This is a genomic window from Vibrio proteolyticus NBRC 13287 (assembly GCF_000467125.1).
Classification (GTDB): Bacteria; Pseudomonadota; Gammaproteobacteria; order Enterobacterales; family Vibrionaceae; genus Vibrio; species Vibrio proteolyticus.
Genome location: NZ_BATJ01000002.1, coordinates 244,022 through 266,473 on the forward strand (window position 1 = coordinate 244,022; position 22,452 = coordinate 266,473).

At 51.7% G+C, this 22,452-nt stretch carries 19 protein-coding genes and 1 tRNA gene; 5 read left to right on the forward strand and 15 right to left on the reverse strand.

The annotated features are described in order from the left end of the window. The first annotated feature begins 197 nt into the window (after positions 1 to 197). Positions 198 to 1,397, forward strand: coding sequence for a NupC/NupG family nucleoside CNT transporter (locus VPR01S_RS03725; RefSeq protein WP_040902239.1), 1,200 nt, complete (start codon positions 198 to 200; stop codon positions 1,395 to 1,397). A 69-nt stretch (positions 1,398 to 1,466) separates the two neighbouring features. On the opposite strand, the gene folD is transcribed toward VPR01S_RS03725, so the two are convergent. Continuing rightward, on the reverse strand, positions 1,467 to 2,327 hold the full coding sequence (gene folD / locus VPR01S_RS03730; protein ID WP_021703967.1) for a bifunctional methylenetetrahydrofolate dehydrogenase/methenyltetrahydrofolate cyclohydrolase FolD: 861 nt from the start codon (positions 2,325 to 2,327) through the stop codon (positions 1,467 to 1,469). A gap of 202 nt (positions 2,328 to 2,529) precedes the next feature. Here folD and VPR01S_RS03735 point away from each other — a divergent pair. Then, a tRNA-Arg gene (locus VPR01S_RS03735) sits at positions 2,530 to 2,606 on the forward strand. A 294-nt stretch (positions 2,607 to 2,900) separates the two neighbouring features. Next, the gene (locus tag VPR01S_RS03740; protein ID WP_021703968.1) at positions 2,901 to 5,066 is read left to right on the forward strand and encodes a M9 family metallopeptidase; all 2,166 of its coding nucleotides are present in this window, start codon (positions 2,901 to 2,903) and stop codon (positions 5,064 to 5,066) included. Positions 5,067 to 5,116: 50 nt separating this feature from the next. Here VPR01S_RS03740 and VPR01S_RS03745 read toward each other — a convergent pair whose 3' ends face one another. From VPR01S_RS03745 to VPR01S_RS03785, 9 genes are all read right to left on the reverse strand, one after another. Next, positions 5,117 to 6,859, reverse strand: coding sequence for a hemopexin repeat-containing protein (locus tag VPR01S_RS03745; RefSeq protein ID WP_021703969.1), 1,743 nt, complete (start codon positions 6,857 to 6,859; stop codon positions 5,117 to 5,119). A gap of 226 nt (positions 6,860 to 7,085) precedes the next feature. Next, entirely contained in the window at positions 7,086 to 8,870 is a 1,785-nt protein-coding gene (locus tag VPR01S_RS03750; protein ID WP_021703970.1) for an aminopeptidase P family protein, read from the reverse strand. A 2-nt stretch (positions 8,871 to 8,872) separates the two neighbouring features. Next, positions 8,873 to 9,865 (reverse strand): ABC transporter ATP-binding protein, encoded by a 993-nt coding sequence (locus tag VPR01S_RS03755; RefSeq protein WP_021703971.1) that lies wholly within the window; start codon positions 9,863 to 9,865, stop codon positions 8,873 to 8,875. 10 nt (positions 9,866 to 9,875) lie between these two features. Further along, positions 9,876 to 10,865: an ABC transporter ATP-binding protein gene (locus tag VPR01S_RS03760; RefSeq protein ID WP_021703972.1), complete on the reverse strand. Its 990-nt coding sequence runs from the start codon at positions 10,863 to 10,865 to the stop codon at positions 9,876 to 9,878. 9 nt (positions 10,866 to 10,874) lie between these two features. Then, entirely contained in the window at positions 10,875 to 11,807 is a 933-nt protein-coding gene (locus VPR01S_RS03765) for an ABC transporter permease subunit (RefSeq protein WP_021703973.1), read from the reverse strand. 8 nt (positions 11,808 to 11,815) lie between these two features. After that, entirely contained in the window at positions 11,816 to 12,736 is a 921-nt protein-coding gene (gene oppB / locus VPR01S_RS03770) for an oligopeptide ABC transporter permease OppB (protein WP_021703974.1), read from the reverse strand. Between the two features lie 83 nt (positions 12,737 to 12,819). Then, the gene (locus VPR01S_RS03775) at positions 12,820 to 14,430 is read right to left on the reverse strand and encodes a peptide ABC transporter substrate-binding protein (RefSeq protein WP_021703975.1); all 1,611 of its coding nucleotides are present in this window, start codon (positions 14,428 to 14,430) and stop codon (positions 12,820 to 12,822) included. Positions 14,431 to 14,651: 221 nt separating this feature from the next. Further along, the gene (locus VPR01S_RS03780; protein WP_021703976.1) at positions 14,652 to 15,413 is read right to left on the reverse strand and encodes a hypothetical protein; all 762 of its coding nucleotides are present in this window, start codon (positions 15,411 to 15,413) and stop codon (positions 14,652 to 14,654) included. 36 nt (positions 15,414 to 15,449) lie between these two features. After that, positions 15,450 to 16,112: a GntR family transcriptional regulator gene (locus VPR01S_RS03785; RefSeq protein ID WP_021703977.1), complete on the reverse strand. Its 663-nt coding sequence runs from the start codon at positions 16,110 to 16,112 to the stop codon at positions 15,450 to 15,452. Between the two features lie 177 nt (positions 16,113 to 16,289). On the opposite strand from VPR01S_RS03785, the gene VPR01S_RS23140 reads away from it, so the two are divergent. Beyond that, positions 16,290 to 16,418 (forward strand): hypothetical protein, encoded by a 129-nt coding sequence (locus VPR01S_RS23140; RefSeq protein WP_281169114.1) that lies wholly within the window; start codon positions 16,290 to 16,292, stop codon positions 16,416 to 16,418. Positions 16,419 to 16,488: 70 nt separating this feature from the next. Here the strand turns inward: VPR01S_RS23140 and VPR01S_RS03790 are convergent, their stop codons facing one another. Continuing rightward, the gene (locus tag VPR01S_RS03790; protein WP_021703978.1) at positions 16,489 to 17,511 is read right to left on the reverse strand and encodes an alpha/beta hydrolase family protein; all 1,023 of its coding nucleotides are present in this window, start codon (positions 17,509 to 17,511) and stop codon (positions 16,489 to 16,491) included. A gap of 237 nt (positions 17,512 to 17,748) precedes the next feature. On the opposite strand from VPR01S_RS03790, the gene VPR01S_RS03795 reads away from it, so the two are divergent. Then, positions 17,749 to 18,111: a VOC family protein gene (locus VPR01S_RS03795; RefSeq protein ID WP_021703979.1), complete on the forward strand. Its 363-nt coding sequence runs from the start codon at positions 17,749 to 17,751 to the stop codon at positions 18,109 to 18,111. A gap of 191 nt (positions 18,112 to 18,302) precedes the next feature. Here VPR01S_RS03795 and VPR01S_RS03800 read toward each other — a convergent pair whose 3' ends face one another. The 4 genes from VPR01S_RS03800 to VPR01S_RS03815 form a co-directional block, all read right to left on the reverse strand. Then, positions 18,303 to 18,851 carry a hypothetical protein gene (locus VPR01S_RS03800; RefSeq protein WP_021703980.1) on the reverse strand — a complete coding sequence of 183 codons (549 nt, stop codon included), beginning with the start codon at positions 18,849 to 18,851 and terminating at the stop codon, positions 18,303 to 18,305. A gap of 224 nt (positions 18,852 to 19,075) precedes the next feature. Next, the gene (locus VPR01S_RS03805) at positions 19,076 to 19,333 is read right to left on the reverse strand and encodes a VOC family protein (protein WP_021703981.1); all 258 of its coding nucleotides are present in this window, start codon (positions 19,331 to 19,333) and stop codon (positions 19,076 to 19,078) included. 500 nt (positions 19,334 to 19,833) lie between these two features. Beyond that, entirely contained in the window at positions 19,834 to 21,354 is a 1,521-nt protein-coding gene (locus tag VPR01S_RS03810) for an aldehyde dehydrogenase (NADP(+)) (RefSeq protein ID WP_021703982.1), read from the reverse strand. A 12-nt stretch (positions 21,355 to 21,366) separates the two neighbouring features. Then, positions 21,367 to 22,368, reverse strand: coding sequence for a 4-hydroxyproline epimerase (locus VPR01S_RS03815; protein WP_021703983.1), 1,002 nt, complete (start codon positions 22,366 to 22,368; stop codon positions 21,367 to 21,369). Positions 22,369 to 22,452 lie beyond the last annotated feature (84 nt).

Below are 22,452 nucleotides of genomic sequence, written 5' to 3' on the forward strand. Positions count from 1 at the left end.
TGTTTCAGAAACATCTTTTCCATATGGAAATAGTCAAAGTGACGCAAACGTTTATCCTCATGAAATTCAAGTGGTTATGTTGCGTGGTTGAATTTTAATCGCCATCGAGTTTGATAGTCGTTAACATCCTTCGGTTGCGTTAATCGTTTGCCTGCATACAATCCGCGCCTTCATGTTTCTTTTTTGGTTACCTTTTTATGAGTTCTCTCTTGGGTGTCGTGGCGATCTTCTTTATTGCCTGGTTACTTTCAACTGACAGAAAAAATATCCGTCTTAAAACCGTGTCGCTGGCGTTTCTGCTGCAAGTATTGTTTGCGCTGCTGGTGCTTTACATTCCGGCCGGTAAAGAGGCGTTGAATCGGGTGACGGAAGTGGTATCCGGTCTGATCAACTATGGTCAGGAAGGGATCACTTTCTTGTTTGGTGACCTGGCAACGGGCGGCTTTACCTTTGCCATTAATGTATTAGGTATCATAGTGTTCTTCTCCGCGCTGATATCTGGTCTCTATCATCTAGGCATTATGCCAAAGGTGATCAACCTGATTGGTGGTGGATTACAGAAGTTTCTCGGCACGGGCCGCGCTGAGTCGCTCTCGGCGACTGCGAATATCTTCGTCGGCATGATTGAAGCGCCGTTGGTCGTCAAACCGTATCTGAAGCACATGAGCGATTCGCAGTTTTTCGCCGTGATGACCTGTGGTCTGGCTTCTGTCGCCGGAGGAACGCTGGTGGGTTACGCGTCACTGGGCGTCGAGCTTAACTATCTGATTGCGGCAGCCTTTATGTCAGCACCAGCGGGATTGATGATGGCCAAACTGCTGATGCCGGAAAACGGTGAGGGAGCCGTTGACTCTGAAGCCGACAATGTCGAGATGCCGCGTGCAACTAACGTGGTTGAAGCGATGGCAGATGGCGCGATGTCTGGCCTGCGCATTGCCGTGGCCGTTGGCGCAACGCTGCTGGCGTTTGTCAGTGTGATTGCGCTGTTAAACGGTATGCTGGGTTGGGTTGGCGACCTGTTTGGCATTCAGTTGAGTTTTGAGCTGATCATGGGTTACCTGTTTGCCCCTGTCGCCTGGTTGCTGGGGATCCCGTGGAGCGAAGCGATTACGGCGGGTTCGTTGATCGGCAACAAGATCGTCGTGAATGAGTTTGTGGCGTTTATTCAACTGATTGAAAACCGTGATCTGCTTAGTGAGCACTCTCAGGCGATCGTGACGTTTGCCCTGTGTGGTTTTGCCAATATCTCCACCATGGCAATGCTGATTGGTGGCCTGGGTAGTTTGGTCCCAGAGAAGCGCGCGTTTATCTCCCAATACGGTTTCCGTGCCATTGCGGCCGGTGTACTGGCAAACCTGATGAGCGCGTCGTTGGCTGGCGTGATTTTGTCTCTGTAAACCGCAGTTCAATATCGCAGTAATAAAAAAGGGGTGACCGATGTCACCCCTTTGTTGTCTTTGTCACGATCACTTCTTGGTGTGGTATTGCTCACACGCCATCATGGTGTTTTCGATCAGCGTCGCGACCGTCATTGGGCCAACGCCACCAGGCACTGGCGTGATGAAGCTGGCTTTTTCACGTGCAACGTCGTACTCCACGTCGCCCACCAGTTTGCCAGACTCCAGACGGTTGATGCCCACATCGACCACAATCGCATCTTCTTTGATCCACGCACCTGGAATAAATGCCGGTTTACCGACTGCGACGACCAGAATGTCAGCCTGACGCACATGACCTTCCAGATCTTTAGTAAAGCGGTGACAGGTGGTGGTGGTGCAACCCGCCAACAGAAGTTCCAGTGTCATTGGACGGCCAACGATGTTAGACGCACCGACAATCACAGCGTGTTTGCCACGCAGAGGTATGTTGTATCGTTCCAGCAGGGTAACGATGCCCTTAGGCGTGCACGAACGCAATTTTGGAATACGCTGCGCCAGACGACCGACGTTGTAAGGGTGGAAACCGTCGACGTCTTTTTCCGGATGGATACGTTCAAGTACATGCGTGGTATCAATGCCGGCTGGCAGCGGGAGCTGGACCAGAATACCGTCAATCTCAGCGTCAGCATTGAGTACGTCAACCAGAGACAACAGTTCTTCTTCTGTCGTGGTGGCCGGTAAGTCAAAGGATTTAGACACAAAGCCTACTTCTTCACAGGCGCGGCGCTTGCTGCCGACATACACCTGAGAGGCCGGATCTTCGCCGACCAGAACAACAGCCAAGCCAGGTGCGCGCAGACCGGCATTGGTGCGAGCTTTAACTCGCGCCGCGACTTCCGAGCGTACCGTTTGAGAGATTAGAGTTCCGTCGATATTTTGAGCTGTCATGACTTTCCTTCAAAAATTGGTGGCCAATATTTTTGCGCGCATTGTCGCAGATATCTTAATGAACATCTATAGGCAAACGTTTGCTTTGTTCTGTTTTTCGTCACTTGATGGTGGCGTGTGGCTTTTTTAGGCACTTGAATCAGAAAGTTAGACAAAGCCATTGATTTAAGAACTGCAGCTCGTATAATCCTGTCCCTGTAACGCGCCCTTAGCTCAGTTGGATAGAGCACGTGCCTTCTAAGCATGTGGTCACAGGTTCGAATCCTGTAGGGCGTGCCATATTCTAAGGCCTCAGCTTATGCTGGGGCCTTTTTGCTTTCCTGTCCTCGATCGGCCATTAAGATTTTATAAAATCGGCTAGTTCAAGCCTCTGAAAACACAATCCTCGTTTTACCAGTATCAGGTCTTGAGACCTAAAGTGTTGCTTTTTGGTACCTTTTATTGGGAATGTTAAAAATTTGTTTCTAATGCTTTTGTTGCAGTTTTACTGTGAAACGGCTGATTCGTTCTCCGCGTCAGTGCTTACTGGCCGTTCGGTAAGCGGGATTAATTTACGACAAAAGAAGAAACATAATGGAACTGAAAAAACTGACCATCGCCGTGGTAGCGATGTTGGCTGGGACGCACGCTTGGGCTGCGTCAGCACCGACCCCACAACATAAACCACTGAACCTGGAACATCATCATGGCGTTGAAACCCATCAGGATGACCGTGCACCGACACGTCAGACAATGCAACCGCCTCAAAAAGCTCAATCCTTGCTGCGCAGCATGAGCGCTGAAGCGACGGTTGAATGCGATGTATCGGCGTTTGCCACTTCAGACACCAATCAACTTATCAGTGAAATTCGCACTCAGGGTTCGCAGTGTGTCAACGAACTGTTCGGTGCAGACAGTGCCACTCAAGTCAGCGCATTCGACTCGAACAATATGTATCAGGTGGCCAAGTACACCACACAACTGGCCAAAAATTACCCGGGTGGTGGCAGCAGCGAACTGGAAGCGCTGTTTCTCTATCTGCGGGCCGGGTTTTACGCTGAGTTCTATAACGATGGGGTGACGCTCGCCAGTTGGGTGACCACTGCGGTGAAAGAGTCGGTGGATGCGTTTGTTGCCAGTCCCCATTTTTACGATAGCAACGATGCGCATGGCAAAGTGTTGGGTGAAGTGATCATCACCATGGACAGCGCGGAGCTACAACATGAGTACCTGGATGTGGTGACACAGTGGCTGACGCGCTGGAACAGCGATTATGCTCAGCACTGGTATATGCGAAATGCCGTTAACGGCATATTCACCATTTTGTACCGTGGTCAGTGGAACAATCAGTTTGTGGCTCAGATTGGTAAACAAACGCAGTTGGTTGAGGCTTTGAGCCAGTTTGCCTTGAATCAGTCGATGGTGGGTAGTGACTCGGAGTTCATGTTGGCAAATGCAGGGAAAGAGCTGGGTCGTCTGACCATGTACAGCAACACCTCGATACAGCCTTTGGTGAAACAGAAACTGACCCAACTGTTTGATCAGTATCCGATGTATGGCAGTGGTGATGCGGTCTGGCTGGGGGCGGCGGACGTGGTATCTTACTATGCGGATTGCAGTGACTACGGGATTTGCGGTTTTGAAACGCAATTGAAAGCGCAGGTTTTAGCGCAGAGTTATACGTGTAGCCCGACGATCCGCATTTTGTCGCAAGATTTGACGGCGATTCAACAACAGGCCGCCTGTGACAAAATGGGCTTTGAAGAGGGGTATTTTCATACCACGCTTGAAACCGGCAACCAGCCGGTTGCCGACGATCACAATACCCAGCTACAAGTAAATATCTTTAACTCCAGCGAAGACTACGGTAAGTACGCCGGGCCGATTTTTGGCATAGACACCAACAACGGTGGTATGTACCTGGAAGGTGACCCGTCTCAGCCGGGGAATGTGCCGAACTTCATTGCGTATGAAGCCAGCTACGCCAATCCGGATCACTACATCTGGAACCTGGAACACGAATACGTCCATTATCTGGACGGGCGTTTTGATATGTACGGAGACTTTTCGGCACCGACGGAGAAAGTGGTATGGTGGAGCGAAGGGGTGGCTGAGTACGTGTCCAAAGAAAAGGACAACCAGGCTGCGCTGGATACCATCGAAGACGGTTCGGTGTACACCCTAAGTGAAATCTTTGACACCACCTACGATGGCTTTGATGTCGACCGTATCTACCGCTGGGGTTATCTGGCGGTGCGCTTCATGTTCGAACGTCATCCGGATGAGGTAAACCTGATGCTGGCGGAAACTCGGGCTGGTAACTGGAGCGGCTACAAAACCATCATTGACCAGTGGGCTGTGCAGTATCAGGGCGAGTTTGAGCAATGGACCACTCAATTGGTTAACGGCTCGTCACTGCCTGGCTGTGACGGTCAGCCAACGGTTTCCGGCGGGCGTGTTACCGTCGGCGAACCTGTGTGTCTTGCCAGTCAGGACGTGATTTGGCTCAGCATCGAAGCCGTCAATGCCGGACAGTCGATTGCCATCACGACTGGGCAGGGCAGTGGTGACCTTAAGCTGGAATACAGCAATCAGGGCTGGCCGGACGGCAGCAATGTGGACGCGTCGTCGGATAACAGTGGTAACCAGGAGTGTATTGTCGTCAATAGTCAGAGCAACTATTGGGGTTACCTCAAAATCTCCGGTGCGTTCAGCGGCGCGGCGTTGGCTGTTGATTTCGATGCGACGTCCTGTCGTTAATCTGGTAACTGCAAAAACCCGGCATAGGCCGGGTTTTTTTATACTCAGGGTTACTGCAACCCGGGCCAGGTCGAACTGTTGATCGGTTTAGGATAACCGGCATCCACCTGGTCGGCCGAGATGCTGTATCTTAGGTACTGATTCCCTTCCACGAAAAAATACGCTCGAGCGTCGTTCCATTTCAGCGCCGCGGTAATTTTTCCAGCGTATGCCCCCAGCCCCGGCCATGTCGAGTCATTGACTGGCTTTGGATAGCCGCTGTCGACACGGTTTTCACTGAGGTTATAACGTAGATACGTGCCGTCGCGGAGGAAGAAATACACCCGCTCTCCCTGCCATTTTAGCGCCGCCTGGATGCGGTCTGCGTAAGGTGCCAGCCCTGGCCAGTCATTGTCACTTACGGCTTTTGGGTAGCCGTCCCGAACTCGATCCGCCTGCACATCGTAGCTGAGGTAACGGCCATCGCTGAGGAAGTAATACACCGTGTTGGCATCTTTGTAGAACGCGGCATCGATCAGCTGTTTGTAATCGGCAAGCCCGGGCCAGTTGTAATCAGTCACTGGAGTCGGGTAGCCACTGTCGGTTTTATCCAAGACGGTATCGTAGCGCCAGTAGCGGCCGCTTTGACCAAAGAAGTAGCTCTTGGCATTGTGCCACTGGTGAGCGGCGGTCAGATCGAGCTGAGAGATCTGATAGCTGACCGACACGTCGTTTTGCATAAAACGGTAGTGATTGATTCCCTGGGGAGCGGCTGGATCCTGCCATTGGGTTTCGCCATTATTCAGAGTGTCGACCAGAGTGTTGTTACGGTACACCTCAACTTCGGCCGAGCTGCCATTGACCCAACTGAACGCACCGTTGTAGTACATCAGTTTGCGAACGCCAGGTTCACCGACCATCGGGGTACTGGCGAAATCGGTTTGAGTACCGGTATCCGCGGCCAAAAAGCGCACAATGGTCGGAGTAATGGCCGTTTGCGCGGCGTATCCGTACAAGCCACCAAAATCGGTGTTAACCGGATTCTGGGTCACTTGACTGAACTCGGTGTTCAACGACTGATTGGTGGCAATAAAAATGGTTTTTTCCTGACTGGTCTGATTGCCGTGGCCGCATCCGGTCACCGGCGTGCGACCATGGTCGGTGGTGACCAGAACCAGCCAGTCTTCACCTTGCTGTTCACGCTGCTCGACGGCGTCCAGTAATTGGCCCAGACGCTGGTCGGCCGCTTTAATGGAGGCATTGTACGCGGATCCAAAACACTGACTGTGGCCGACTTCATCCGGTTCATCCAAATGCAAAAAGATGAAATCCGGATCCTGACTGCTTAGTGTGGTCAGCGTCTGTTGTAAATTGCTGTCATCGGTGCCGCCTGAGGTATAACGGGTCATTAGCTCCAGATCGTTACTGAAAAACTGTGTGTGGATCGGTGCCCAGGTACTGAAACTGGAGATATCCGCCTGAGGGTTGGCTTCCGCAATGTAGCGATAAACGCTTTTCACATCACTGTTGGCAAGCCCGGAGTCATTGTTGGTCACCTGATGTCGGTCAACCCACATGCCTGTCAGAATCGTGGCCCAGCCGGGGCCGCTTTTGGTCAGTTGCTCGGTGGATGTACCGGCGATCCCGCCCGTATAAGCTTTGGTGATATTGAGACGGTCAAAGGCCGGGGTATCGACGCCAGCGAGTTTTTCGTATTGCAGCCCGTCGATGCCGATCAAAAGTACTTTATTGTCGGCCGCATGCAGCGATAGAGATAAGCCAGCTAAAGCCAGGCCAAGTAACGTTGTTTTCATTTTTCCTCCATGATGAGTGTGTAATTAACTATTTGGTCTAGTCCAGTATTACTTTAGGTGAGCTATATGAATGTCGCTTGAATGATCAAAGACATATTTGTGTTGAATTGATGACATCGATTATTGGTGCGTCATTGCCCCAACAAATGACCAGCGAGCCATTGCCAACAAAAAAAGCCAGCAGAGCGCTGGCAAAAGGAGGATGAAACAGGGAATGTACAGTATGTTAAACGATGGTCTGGGTCGCGCTGAGCAGCCACTGTTTTTCGTCGGTATCCAGATGGGGTGCTAAGGTCTCGTAAACTCGACGGTGATAGTGATTCAGCCAGCTCAATTCGTGTGCATCAAGTAGGCTGGTATCCAGCGGTGCGGTGGCGATTGGCGCGAGTGTGATGGTGTCAAAGCCATAAAAGGTGCCGAACGCATTGCGTTCCACCTCGATGACTTTCATGATGTTTTCGATGCGCACGCCGTATTCGCCTTCACGGTAAACACCGGGCTCGTTAGTGATCACCATACCAGGTTTGAGCGCCACTTCTTTCAGGTTCTGTGAGAAGTTTTGCGGTCCCTCATGGACGTTGAGACACACACCGACTCCGTGGCCGGTACCACATTTATAATCGATACCGTGTTGCCACAGGACGCCGCGTGCCAGCACATCCAGATTGGCGCCGGTCGATCCCTGAAGAAAGCGGGCCTGAGTCAGACGGATCACGGCTTTTAACACCAGGGTATAATCGCGGCGTTGTTGCTCAGTCGGCTGGCCAAAGTGAAATGTGCGTGTGATGTCGGTGGTACCGTTGAGGTATTGACCGCCGGAGTCGACCAGAAAAAATTGGCTTTCATCAACGATCACGTTGCTTTGCGCATCGGCGGCGTAGTGCATTTTGGCCCCATGGGCGGCGAATCCCGCGATGGTGCGAAAGCTTTCGCCGATGTAATTCGGATTCTGCTGACGCCAGGCGCGCAGCTGTGCTTCCGCAGACAACTCAGTTACTTGGCCACCGGGCACTTGTTGTTCCAGCCTGTGCATGAACCGCACCACGGCGACACCGTCCATCACCAGGGCTTTTTCCATATTGGCCATCTCAACCGGGTTCTTCTGAGCTTTCATGTCGGTGATGGGGCAAGGCTCGCCATGTACATCAATTTCTTTGGGGATTCGGCTGATCAACAAGCTGTCCGTGCTGGCAGGGTTGAGAGTCAGGCGGGAGCCTTGGCCGAGTGTGGCAAGCGTTTCACTGACTGCGCTGTATGGCTGCGCCGTCACGGACTGCTGCAACAGCGTAGCGGCGACATCGGCAGGCAGCTTGTCTGGTTCGATAAACAATTGGCATGTTTCTGTGGTGATCAGAAGGTAGGATTCTGACTGTGGGCAATACAGAGTGTCGCCACCACGGATATTTAAGGTCCACATCACGTCATCCAGCGTCGAAACCAGCAACGCATCGCTCTTTCGCTGCGTTATCCAACTGCGGATTGCGGTCAGTTTGTCCGTGGTCTCAACCCCGGCGTATTCCAGATCATAGTTAAACACTCGGGTCTCTGGACGCGATGGCCTATCTGTCCAAATCGGGTCAATGAGATCATGATCGAGCACCAATTCTATGCCTTTGTCAGCAAACGCCAGGGTTAACTGCTGATAGACATTCACATTGATTGTCCGCCCGTCCACGCCGACTCTTGCGCCGGGTGGTAGTGTATCGGTCAGCCATTCGGCAATGGTTGGGGTTTCCGCTTGTCTGGCTTTAAACAGGTTTAAGCCTGATCCAGTCAGTTGTTCTTCTGCCTGAATATAGTAGCGGCCATCGGTCCAGACACCACCGCCGTCTGCGGTGATCACGGCATCGCCAGCCGAGCCGGTAAAGCCGGAGATCCAGCTGCGAGCCAGCCAGTGATCGGCCGAGTATTCGCTGTTATGTGGATCGTTGTTGGTGACAATGTAGGCGGCCAGCGAGTGCTGACTCATGGCCTGGCGCAAAGCCGCCAGACGCTGACAGATCGAATTCATACTTACACAGTTCCTAATCGATTATGGGTACAGAAAAGATGGTGTTCATCGTTGCCACTCGGAGTTGGCGGCTGTTGGGCACAGAGTTCGCTGGCCTGAGGACAGCGGGTGCGAAATACGCAGCCACTCGGTGGATTGAGGGGAGAGGGTAAATCGCCGGGCAGAAGCTGCACGTCACGCTGGCGTGCCAGTGTGGGATTGGCTATTGGCACGGCAGACAGCAACGCTTGAGTGTAGGGATGCTGAGCCTGGTCAAATACCTTGTCGTACCGGCCCATTTCCATGGGTTTACCGAGATACATCACCATCACCCGATCACTGATGTGGCGCACGATGCTGAGGTCGTGTGCAATCATCACTAAGGTCAGCCCCATTTCCTGCTTGAGGTCATCAAGCAGATTGATCACCTGGGCCTGAATGGAGACATCCAGTGCGCTGACTGGTTCGTCGCATACCACCAGATCCGGATTGAGGATCAAAGCTCGGGCAATGCCCACCCGCTGGCACTGACCGCCGGAAAACTCATGCGGATAGCGGTTACGCTGGCTGGGCAAAAGGCCCACTTTGTCCATCATCGCCATGACACGTTGCTCGACGTGAGGGCGTTTGAGCTGTGGCTCATGGGTCAGCAGAGGCTCAGCAATGCATTCGGCGATGGTCAGACGCGGGTTGAGTGAGGCTGAGGGATCCTGAAATATCATCTGAAACTCACGTCGACGATGTGCCAGTGTGCGTTTATTAAAAGCGCGCATGTCGTCACCTTTCCAGTTGAGCGCACCGCTGGTGGGTTCAACCAGACGCAGCAGTGCACGTGCCAGTGTTGATTTACCACAGCCGGACTCGCCAACGATCCCCAGCGTTTCCCCGCGGTAGACATCAAGATCGATACCGTTGACGGCCTGAACAATTTTACGCCGGCTGGGAAGAAAGTGCTTACCCACCTGAAAGTGCACTTTCAGTTCGCGAGCGGAGAGTAAAATATCGTGTTGTTCCATGACGTGTTCCTTATGCCGAGCGAACCAAAGGGGTGACGTTGTGTTGTCCCATCACGTGACAGGCAATGGCCTGACTCGGACTCAGTGGCAGAAATGCCGGTGTAACTGCACTGCAATCCGGTCGGTAGTGGCTGCAACGTTCTTTGAACGGGCAACCTTTGCTGTTGATCAGCGCACTGGGCGGATTACCCGGTATCGTCGGCAATCGCTGCATGTCTTCACTGATTGAGGGAATCGCTTTCAGCAACCCTTGGGTATACGGATGAGCGGGTTGGCGGAACAGGGTGTCGGTGTCCGCCTCTTCCATTTTCCGGCCGCCATACATCACCAGTACCCGATCGCACATTTCCGCGACCACGCCCATATCATGGGTGATCAGCAAAATGGCGGTGTTGAATTCGTGTTGCAGATCGCGCAGCAGAGCCAGAATTTGAGCTTGTACCGTAACGTCCAGCGCTGTCGTGGGTTCGTCTGCAATCAGCAATTCCGGGCGACACAGCAATGCCATGGCGATCATCACCCGTTGACGCATCCCGCCGGAAAGCTCGTGAGGATATTGAGTCAATCGCGTTTCAGGGGACGGAATGCGCACGGCATCCAGCATGCGGATGGACTCGCGGCGAGCTTCGGCTTTGCTCATCCCTTTGTGTACCATCAGCACTTCACACAACTGCTTGCCGATTTTCATAAACGGATTGAGCGAGGTCATCGGATCCTGAAAGATCATGCCGATTTTCTCCGCCCTCACGCGATTGAGCTGGCGTTTGGACATGGTGAGCAGGTTTTCACCATGAAAGTTGGCCTCACCGTTGACCAGACCGTTCTCGGCGGTCAGGCCCATCAGGGCAAACACCGACTGACTTTTCCCCGAGCCCGATTCTCCGACGATCCCCAGCGTCTCACCCGCGGCAATCTGATACGAGAGGTCACTGACTGCCTGAACCTGACCGTCTGGGGTGACAAAGCGTACGTTCATATTCTGAATCGATAAAATGGTCATATCGGCTCCTTAGCGATCTTTCGGGTCGAGGGCATCTCGCAGGCCATCGCCGATGAAGTTAAAGCAAAACAGAGTGGCCACCAGAAACAACGAAGGGAACAGCAGCAACCACAGGGCGACATCGATCGTTTTGGCGCCTTCGGCGATCAGGATGCCCCAACTGGTGTCTGGTGGTTGGACGCCGAGTCCGAGAAAGCTGAGAAAAGATTCGAACATAATGAATCCCGGCACCATGAGTGAGGAATACACCATGACGATGCCAAGGACATTGGGCAGAATGTGTCGGCGGACGATGGTGAATTTAGACACGCCAATTGAATGTGCGGCTTCGATGAATTCGCGCTTCTTGATACTGAAGGTGACCCCACGTACCACCCGGGCAATACCAAGCCAGGAGACCATGCCGATGACCACGAAAATCAGATAAATATTGTTGCCGAACAGGGTTACAAACAGGATCACCATGAACATGAATGGCACCGAATCCAGCACTTCAATGATGCGCATCATGGCACTGTCGACCATACCGCCTACGTAGCCGGAAATACTGCCCCAGATGGTGCCGATCACCACCGCGACCAGCGCCCCCATAAAGCCGACCATGATGGACAAACGACCGCCTTTCATGGTGCGAGCAAACAAATCCTGACCAAGATCATCGGTACCGAAGTAGTGTCCGCTCTCAAGAGATGGCTTGCCCAGCTCATAAGGTTCAGCAACTACGTTCCAGTCTATCTCATCATGGTTGTAGGGAGAGAGGCTGGGGCCAAAGGTAATGCACAAAATAATAAGCAGCAGTACGTAGACCGACGCCATGGCCGCGCGATTTTTACGAAAGCGGGCCCAGGCGTCTTGCCACAGGCTGCGGCCTTCGACGGCCTTCACTTGAGCTGCCATGCGTTCAGACAGCAAGGTACTATCGAGTTTTTTTGTCGTCAGCATCCTGCCTCCTAAATGCGGATACGCGGGTCGATCACGGTGTAGAGTAAATCGACGATCAGGTTGAAGAAGATGGTGAGCGAGGCGACGATCAGCGTAATGCCCATTACCAGGCCGTAGTCGCGATTGAGCGCTCCGGATACGAAGTGCTGCCCCATGCCGCCAGTGCCAAAAAAGATGTCGATGATCACCGACCCGGTCACAACGGCGACAAAAGCCGGGCCGAGCATGGCAACCACTGGGATCAGAGAAGGGCGCAGTGCGTGGTGGAACAGAATGTAACGGGTAGACAGGCCCTTGGCTTTGGCGGTACGGATATAAGGCTGATTGAGGGTTTCTATCATGGCTCCGCGCATCACTCGGGCGATACTGGCAATAGATCCTATCGCCAGGCTTAACACCGGCAGGATCAAAAACGCCAACTTGCCGCCTTCCCAGCCACCGGCCGGCAGCAGGTTGAGCTGGACAGAAAAAATGGTCACCAGAACTGGCGCCAGCACAAACGCAGGGATCACCACTCCGGTCATCGATAGCGACATCAGCAAATAGTCCAAGCGACTGTTGCGTTTGAGTGCCGCGACCGTGCCAAGCAACATGCCGCAAGGCACTGAAATGCAAAACGACAGCACACCCAGTATGGCCGAGACTGGCCAGGACTGTGCGACCAACTGAGTAACGCTAAAATCCTGATAAACAAAGCTGGGGCCGAGATCGCCACGAACGAAGTTGCCAATGTAGATAAAGAACTGAACCAGAAATGGTTCATCCAGGTGGAATTTGGCTTCGATATTAGCGCGCACCACTTCTGGCATCGGACGCTCCATATCAAACGGACCGCCGGGTGCGATGTGCATCAGCCAAAAGGAAACCAGCGCGATGAACAGCAGCGTCGGAACCGCGATGAGCAGACGACGCAGAATGTAGAGCAACATAATGATTCTCCGAGTAACCGCAAAAAAGGGAGCCGGGTGCGTTCATGCCGAACCGCAGACTCCCGGCCCCAAATACGGCCCGGTTAATGGGCCTTCACGTACACGTTTTTGCGGTAGTAAGAGGATTCTGGGTTGGTGCGCTCGTAGCCCCCAATGTAGGGTTGGCGCAGATACTGATCGTTACCCGGACGGTAGACCGGAATGATCGCCATATCGTCCAGCAGTAAGGCTTCGGCTTGCAGGTACTCTTGGGACGGATCATCGAGCACTTTCGAGTCGGCCATGAGCTGGTCATATTTCGGGTTGTTATAGCGCGAGTCGTTGTACTCACCCGTGGAGACAAACAGATCTAACCAGGTCGATGCTTCGTTGTAGTCTGCGGTCCAGCCACCGCGGCTGATGTTGCCCGGGTCTTTCAGGGCGTAAAATACTTTCGGCTCCAGCTGTTTGATCTCCACCTGAGCGCCGAGCACGCTTTTCCACATGCCTACCATAGCCGTTGCCACTTTCACATCGGTGGAAAAGGTCGGTAAGGTGAACGTCAGCTTCAGCGGTTTGTCTTTGCCGTAGCCTGCTTCGGCCAGCAGCGCTTTGGCTTTGTCGTTACGCTGTTTCTGATTCCAGTTGGCAAACTCAGGTGTCTGGGAAGTAAATCCATCGGTTTGCGGAGGCACCAGGGTATACATAGGAATGCCACCGTTTTTCAAAATGGCTTTGGTGAGAATGTTGCGATCAATGGCGTAAGACAGCGCTTTGCGAACCCTTACATCCTGAGTCGGGCCTTTTTGAGTGTTGAGATAATAGAACCTGGAGCCAAGTGACGCGCTGGTGTTGGCGACTTGCTGCGGGTATTCCTTCAGCAGCTTTTTCTTTTGCGCCGCTGGAATGGATAAGGCTTCGTCGATGTCTCCGGCCAGGTAACGATTGAGTGAAACATTGGCGTCACCGATAGGCAACCAGGTGATCTTTTCCAACACGACGTTCTCGTGATCCCAGTAGTGCGGGTTTTTCACCATTACCAATTTCTCGTTCACTTTCCATTCGGAAAGCGTAAAAGCGCCGTTGGTCACTATGTATTGTGGCTGGGTCCACTCGCTCGCGTACTTTTCCACGGTTGCCTGATGTACGGGCGCCAACACCGGATGGCTGAGCAATTTGATGAAAAACGGCACCGATTGCTCGAGCGTGACTTCAAAAGTGTGTGCATCGATCGCCCGTACGCCCAGCGTCTGCGGGCTGGCTTCGCCTTTCATGATTTTGTCCGAGTTTTTGATTTTGGGAATGGCGGCAAACCAGGCGTAAGGCGAGGCAGTTTGCGGATCCAGCAGGCGTTGCCAACTGTAGACAAAATCCTGCGCGGTCACCGGATCGCCATTGGACCAGTGGGCGTTACGCAGGGAGAACGTGTACACGGTGTTGTCGTCATTTACGGTCCAGCTGCTGGCTATTCCGGGAATGGTTGTCCCGGTTTTGTCCTGAATGGTGAGTCCTTCAAACAGGTCTCGACCGAGGTTAAACGCTGGCTCCGCAGCCTGTTTGGCTGGGTCGATCGACGTGACTTCCGCGCCGTTATTGAGGGTGATTTCCTGTGTTGTTGCGAGTTGCGTTCCTGCAGGGTAAGGCTTGGCGATAGCCCCGGCTGAAAAAGCACCGGCAATCGCGGCACTCAGCATCAGTAGTTTGCTTATCTTCATGACTTCCTCGTTGTGTTTTTGTCGTTATGCAACAAGGAAAATGTATATTGTATAAAATTTATTCTCAATTTGTATTTAACATATTAGTAACAAAGGTTCGGATCCAGAGCTTTCCGGGCTCAGAAAATGAGACCAGAGAAATTTCAGCCACACGGGTTCGCGCTTTGCCTCGTTCAGGCTTGATCCGAGTGGAAGAGGAATAGATTAATAAATTCAGATGGTTACTTAGGAAAAGACTCAGAGACGTGTTTGAGCAGAGCACCATCGATATTGGGCAGGCCATCAGAGAACAGGATCTGTTTTCCGGGCGTACAGCGCATCATAATGTTGGTTTCTTCGCCTTCGTCATTGGAGCAGTTGATCGCATTCAGCTCAATCAGTTTTACGTAGAGATCGTCTTCAAGCTGAGCCCGTTGGGTTGGGGTCAGGCGAATTCGTCCAACGCACACGCCGGGGTTAACTTGGTGAGAAAGGGATTCTTTCTGGAAACGGTGGCGAAATAGGGTGTCGATGTCGGATCCTTCCTTGAGCAGAAAGCGTCGTCCGGAACGATAGAACAGCCCATCGCCAAAGTCCTCAATGTAGCCGAGAATTTCGGCAATACGCAGGTAAAATCGCAAACTGGTATCGGACAGATTGTATTCTTCGGCGATTGCTTCCGGTGCCAGATTGCGCGAGGTGACCATATAGATGAAGTCCATCAGATACGGGTGTTCAAGAAACAGCTTGCCTTGCTCCTCGGTCACAAACTGTTCGTTCTCGTGCTGGATCTGATTGGCCAGTTTGGTCAACTCAATCAGGTTGGTATTGAGGTAATTGACGTACATCAGAATCTTATCAAGCCCCAGGGATGGGCTATGCAGATGACGCTTGATACTTGAAAGAGGAATGCCGGTTTTTTCCGATAAGGAGCTGTAACACAGCCCCTCGTCTTTGATTTTTTTTCTGATCGCTGCAAGCAAAAATTTCGGTCCGATGTGCATCCGTTCTCTCCGAGCCGTGGTTTAACTGAGGTGGTGTTATTGCCTTTCCAGTAGTAAGTCGCGGATGGCGCTGCCAGCTTCGAGTATGTGTTTTTTCAGCAGATACTTAGCGCCCTCGATGTCGCGGTTCTGGCACATCTCAAACAGCGCCAGATGTTCGTTTTCGGCTTTCTCAATGCCTGTGGTGAACAGCAGTTGCAGACGAATATAACGGTCACATTTGGTGTTGAGGTTATATATCACGTCCATGGTTTCGGGCATGTTGGCAGGCGCGTAGAGGGCTTTGTGGAACTCATAGTTATAGTTGCTCCATTCTTCCACTTCGTCGCCGCTGTTAACAATACTTTCAAAGCGCTCACGTACCTGGCGGGCACGCTCCAAATCCGCGTTGGTCATGTTTTGAATGGCGCGCTCAAGGATGTGGCATTCAACCACGGCGCGCAGCTCAAACAGCTCGTCAATTTTATCGGGCGACAGCTCGGTAACGGTGGCCCCTTTGTGCGGCTCAAAGCTGACCAGCCCCTGAGCTTCGAGTTGTACCAAGGCTTCACGAACAGGGATCCGGCTGACGTTAAACTCTTTGGCCAGTGCGTCCTGACGCAGCGGCTGGCCGGTTTTCAGTTCACCCTTGAGGATCTGAGCGCGAATTGCTTCCTCGACCAATTGGGTCCGCGTTTTAAAAACGGGTTTCTGTGACATCCTCGTCTCCAGCATTCTGAAATATTTTATCCAATATACACTAGTGTAGTGATTTTGAATCCTGAGCCGACTATATGTCCCGGTTTTTGAGAGCTGAGCGCAACAAAAAGGCACCGGTTGGTGGCTTTTTAACCGTGCCAAGAGTAATCTCCTCAGTGAGCTTTACACGTTATTTCCATGTCGATACTACAAAAAGGTGCGCATATGGGCTTTATTCTGCACACCATGGAGCCGGCGATGAAGGAAGATTGGCAGGGGGCAGGCGGAACAATTCACCCGGTGTCGGTAACGTCAAATCCTTTTTGATTGATATTCCGAACGGATAAGAAAAAGGCCCTGCTGTCCGGTTGGGAGCGACAGGGCACGAGTTAAACAGTTAACCTAAGCGACCGAAAGCCTCTGCAACCATATCGATCAACCGTGTATGAATCTCGCTTCGTGAACCTTGGTCGCCATCTTTACAAATAGGTTCATCGATGCCTTCTTCCTTAGCGATTTCCGAAGCATTCGGCTTACACAATCCAAACATCGAAAAATGGCTGGCATTCTCTATTATTTTGTAGGTACTGTCGGGGATAACGGCCGCGACCTTTGACGCCTGTGCCGTTTTAGGAATGTCTTCCTTTTTGCCAAGATTTACCAGCATGACCGGAATGGTAATTTCTGAAAATGTATTTACTGCAAAAATGTCAGAGGGCACAGGATCAATCGCCATGGCGAATTTAATTCGATTATCTTGGTTATCTCGGCTGGCCGACTCCGGATTTATCTTACGCAAGTCAACACCACTCAAGCGCACCCAGTCACACAGTGATGCATTGAGATCCATCGTGTCACAATAGCTCATCAACAACTCGGGGGCGATTCGAGCACCTGCAATCGATAACGCAGTACCACCGCCCATCGACATACCTAAAACGCCTATTTTGTCGAAGTTAATATGCGCTCTGAACGCTGTATTTTTCTCAATAGCGTTAAGCGTCTCCGAAAGGTCAGATGCTCTCAGCCATAACTTCATTGTTTCTAATGCCGAGCGGTCAGGGCCTGTATTGCCAGGGTGAGTCGGAGCCACTACGATAAACCCTTTTTCAGCAAGCGGTGTTGCAAGCCAACTCATGGCCTCAGCCCGCCCTCCTAAGCCAGCGCCATGGGAAAGAAGAATAAGAGGGAACCGGCTGTTTGCGATAGGCGCATCCCGCATCGCTGGCGTGCCTTCAAAAAAGATGTTTTCACCGAGGATTACCTTCTTACCTCCCGGTAATGCAGGATACCAAACCGTGACTTGAAGATTCGCTGCTCGTTCTTGAGAAGCAATCTGAAGTTGTTGCACACCGATGTCATACGCAAAAGCATTTGTTTGTAGCAGAATGAGCATCAATACAGTATTCAAAAATTTCATTACTAGAGGATTCCTTTTATGTTCTCACTTCTTGCGTAACGCCCGGTTAATAAAAGGGGGAGCAACGCTACCACCTGACTAAAAATAGCACCTTAAACCCATTTCCTAACATAGAGAGAAAAGTCTCAGTGTTGATAGTCCCCCTTGAACACGTTGATATGCTTATTTTCTCCTGACAGATTTTGACACTATTGCATTACATACTTATATCAACGTTTATAAACCGTTGAGTACATTATGTTTAAAATTGATTCCTTTGTTCTATATGTCACTGATGTAAGTAAAAGCAAACACTTCTATGCCAGTATTTTTGAGTGTGAGCCAAATGTCCTTTCGCCTACATTTGTTGCTTTGGACTTCGCTGATAATGTAACGATAACCTTGAAACAACGAGACGCCTTAACACCAAAAAGTACTATAACAGGCGGTGGTACTGAACTTTCAATGCCAGTGACTGATAAAAGCACACTGGATGAACTGTATCAGTCATGGATAGAGAAAGGCGTTGAATTTGTGCAACACCCAGAAAGTTCCATTTTCGGTGTCAATTTCGTAGCCGTTGACCCAGATGGCCACAGAATCAGGGTATTTGCCGGATAACTTTACGAAAGCCACTACCAATCCTGATAGTGGCTTTCTGTAAAACATAACGCCGTGTTAAGAGGTGAGCAACGCTAATCAACAAGCCTAATCCATTGTGCTGTCAACACTAAAGCCGATTCGAACCCAAAATACCAAGCGTTGCGAATCGGCCTTAAACGCTTTGTTATGCAGCGATTCAAAGTAAACGCTTATTCCCAAGAAATTACGCTGTCATAGACCTGACAATTAACCACTGAACTGCCTGAATCTACTATGAATAGTTGTTGAACTTCAGATACCGGGTAGATTAAATACGCCGAACATTCAGCACTTTGACCATTACCTACGACAACTTTAGTCCCTGCTTTCAATGTGCATTTCGAAAGCTTATCCAACGGTGACCATTGATAGCAAATCTCATAGTTTTTCCTATACTCCGCTGTCTTCCCTGAGGGAAGTTCAAGTGCCCACCATTGACCGAATTGACTGTTAGGGTTTGTACTATTCCATGCTCGATAGATAGTCACATCTTGCGTATTTTGATATACAGCACCTTGGCACAATTTGCCTTGTAACGGCTCTCCGAGTGATTGAGCAAGCAGCGATGGGTCTGGGATTGGTTTAAATTTGTTACTTAGTTCACCACTGATACCCGTAGTACCTATACACGATTCTCCCACTGACGTTTCTGTAACTGCTGATTTGTTCGTACAGCCTTGAATCACAGCTATCAGCGCGAAACCTAAAATCCTTTTCATATTCAACTCCTGGAAATCAATACTTATCGTTTAGCTGCATAACACCGTAATCGCTAAATCCAACGCATACTAAAAATGCCACGCGTGCCACATCCCTCTTAAACGCCTTGTTAGCCCTCTCCCTCGTGACACACCATTTCGATGTTGTGTCCGTCTGGGCCAATAACGAACGCCGCATAATATGTACCACTATAGTTTGGGCTCAAACCTGGTGCCCCATTGTCTTAGGCTCCGAATTCCAGTGCGACACGATGAAAGCTATCAACCTGCTCCCGATTTTCAGCAACAAATGCCAAATGTAGATGAGATGGGGTTTCGACCGGTTGGAGACGGATACACAGTGATGTTTTACCATCAGCGCTAAGTTCAATACCGAGTTCTCCTTCAGACACGACCTCTATGCCAATTGGCGCTAGAACCTTAAGAAAGAACGCCTTGCTTTTTTCATAATCGCGAACGCCAAATACGACGTGATCAAACATATTTTCTCCTTAATTAATATCTATTGGTGTCGGGCTAACACTCACTAGTCGGCTAAACTCCGTCTTTAATCATCCTATAATGTAGTGTTCTTTAACGAGGATTAATTGATGATCAAGAGGCTACTGAAAACAATAGGATATTAGCTTGAAAAATACCGAATAATTTTCATTGTTATAATTTCTTGGCTCCTTAGGTTCAGCTTTTGTATTACAAATTAAACCGTAATTGGGTCAGTTTCTTCACACAATCACAAGAAAGCACATGGAGCGTTTTATTCTCGCGCTGACTTGTTTTTATTGTTGTGCGCCGGCCACCACATTCAGAGCGGGTGGGTTTAAACATTTTCATAAGTCGCCCTTGTTGGGCATTTCTTCAACATTATAAGTTTTAAAGCGAAATCGTTTGAAATGCTTAAAAGGCAAACAATGAAAAGCCCGCAATGTATGCGGGCTTAGTGATGTGTGGTGAATTACACCCAACTAGTGCCTGTTTGTTTGGCTTAATCGAAGTGGCCGTCAACCTGACGAACGAGCGCCAGCGGATTGTCACTTTGCAGTGCCTCAGGCAGCAGTGCGTCCGGCAGCGATTGATAAGCGACCGGTCGCAACCAGCGATGGATGGCTTCGGCGCCCACGGATGTCGAGGCCGATTGCGTCGAGGCCGGGTAGGGGCCGCCGTGAACCATGGCGTAACCGACTTCGACACCAGTTGGCCAACCGTTGAAGACGATGCGTCCGGCCAGCTCTTCCAGCCTGGACAGCAATTGTGCCGCCAACGGAAAATCGGCTTCAGCAGCGTGCAGTGTCGCGGTCAGCGATCCGGTCAGTGATTGAGCCAGCGTCAGCATTTCCTTGGTAGAATCACAGACGACAATCATCGACTGCGGGCCGAAGATCTCCTCTTCCCATTGCGGGTTTTGCTGCCATTGTTGGGCGGAGGTGACAAACAGCATAGGCGCAATATCAGTGGCGGCTTCCGGTGTGGTGCATACGCTCAGACTGGGATCGGCTGCGCGCTGGGTCGTGTATTGGCGGTAGCTGTCAGCAATCCCTTGGGTGAGAAGGGTGACACTGGGTTGCCGACGGATCAGGGTTTGCGCGGTTTCAATAAAGGCCTGTGACTGCGGGCTGTTGAGGACAAAAACCACGCCGGGCTTGGTGCAGAACTGACCACAGCCGAGTGTCATCGACTGGACGAACTGCTGCGCCAGCTCCGGGTTGGACTCAAGCGCTGCTGGCAGAAGAAACGTTGGATTAATCGCCCCCAGTTCACCATAGAAAGGAATCGGCTCCGGGCGTTGCTGAGCGAGGTTGAACAGCGCGCGGCCACCCGCGACAGAGCCGGTAAACCCGACCGCTTTAATGGCCGGATGGCTGACCAGAGACTGGCCCAGTTCACGCTCCACACCTTGTAGCAGAGTGAAAATCTCGTGGGGGAGGTTTTTTTCTTCCAGTGCCCGGTGGATACATTCCGCGACCATCGCGCTGGTCCCGGGATGTGCCGTGTGTCCTTTGACAATCACCGGGCATCCGGCTGCCAGCGCCGACGCGGTATCACCACCAGCGGTGGAAAAGGCCAGCGGGAAGTTGGAAGCACCGAATACCGCAACCGGACCGAGCGCAACCTGTTGTCGGCGGATATCGGGCTTGGGCTGTGGTTGGCGTTGGCTATCCGGCGTATCCATGATGACCTGATGCCAGTGGCCTGCGATCACGACCTCTGCAAATAAGTGGAGTTGGTGAGTTGTCCGCGCGAGCTCGCCGTTCAGGCGTGCATGCGGCAGGGCGGTTTCCAAATGGGCCCGCTCAACAATCGCGTCTTGCTGTAATTCAAGTTGGGCAGCGATACAGCGCAATAGCTCAGCACGGCTATGATCACTGGTCTGGCGGAAAAAACGGGCGACACCGGCCGCCGCCTTCGCCGCCTGATCAACATCGCTCTTACCGTGCACCGGAAAATCGCCGGGCAGGAGTGTGCCGTCAAATGCATTGACGGCCTGAAAATGGGTCTTAGTGGTCATGGTCAATCCTTGTTATTTCACTTCAAAGCCATAGGCGTATGGGTCATCGTCGTCGACCCAGATGGTGTTGTGTCCGTAGACCTGTGCCCAGCCTTCGATGCTTGGCAGAATGGCCGGTTGATCGCCGACTTGCGTGGTGCCTTCGATGCGGCCATGGAACAGGCTGCCGATAATGCTCTCGTGAATGAAATTGTCTCCCTCAGCCAGTCGCCCTTTGGCATGCCATTGCGCCATGCGAGCACTGGTGCCCGTACCGCACGGTGAACGGTCGAGGGCTTTGTCGCCGTAGAACACCGCGTTGCGCGCGGTGGCATTTTCCTGAGTCGGGGCGCCGGTCCACAGTACATGGGAGACGCCACACACGGTGGGATCGTCTGGGTGTACGCATTGCACCGTTTCAGAGACGGCCAGACGAACTTTCGGGCTGAGCATCAGGATTTCGTCCGGCGAGTAGTGTTCAAGGCCGGGAAAGTTAGATTGCGGATCCACGATGGCGTAGTAGTTACCGCCGTAGGCCACATCGACACTGATCTCACCCAGTCCCTCGACATAGACTTTGACATCGCGGTGGGCCAGATAAGCCGGGACATTAAAGATTTTCACTGAGGTGACCTTGTCACCTTGTGTCTGATAGTGAACCTCAATCTGACCGGCCGGGACATCAAGGAGCAGGCGTCCAGGTTGTCTGGGATGAATCAGTTTATGCTCGAGTGCGGCGGTGACCGTGCCGATGGTGCCGTGGCCGCACATCGGCAGGCAGCCACTGGTTTCAATGAACAAAATGGCGGCATCGGCATTGTCGCTGCAAGGAGGGAGCACCACAGAACCTGACATCATCGAATGGCCGCGGGGTTCAAACATCAGTGCCTGGCGAATCCAGTCGTAATGCTCAAGGAAGTACTGGCGCTTTTCGCTCATGGTGTTGCCTTGCAAAGGCGGAACGCCGCCCGCGACCAACCGTACCGGATTGCCACAGGTATGGGCATCGATACAGAAAAAGGTCCCCTGTCTCATTTTCAGCTCCTTGAATAAGAAATCGATTGAAGTACACCTTAGCAATGTTATCGTGGTGTTAAATATATTTTATACAATTTATTT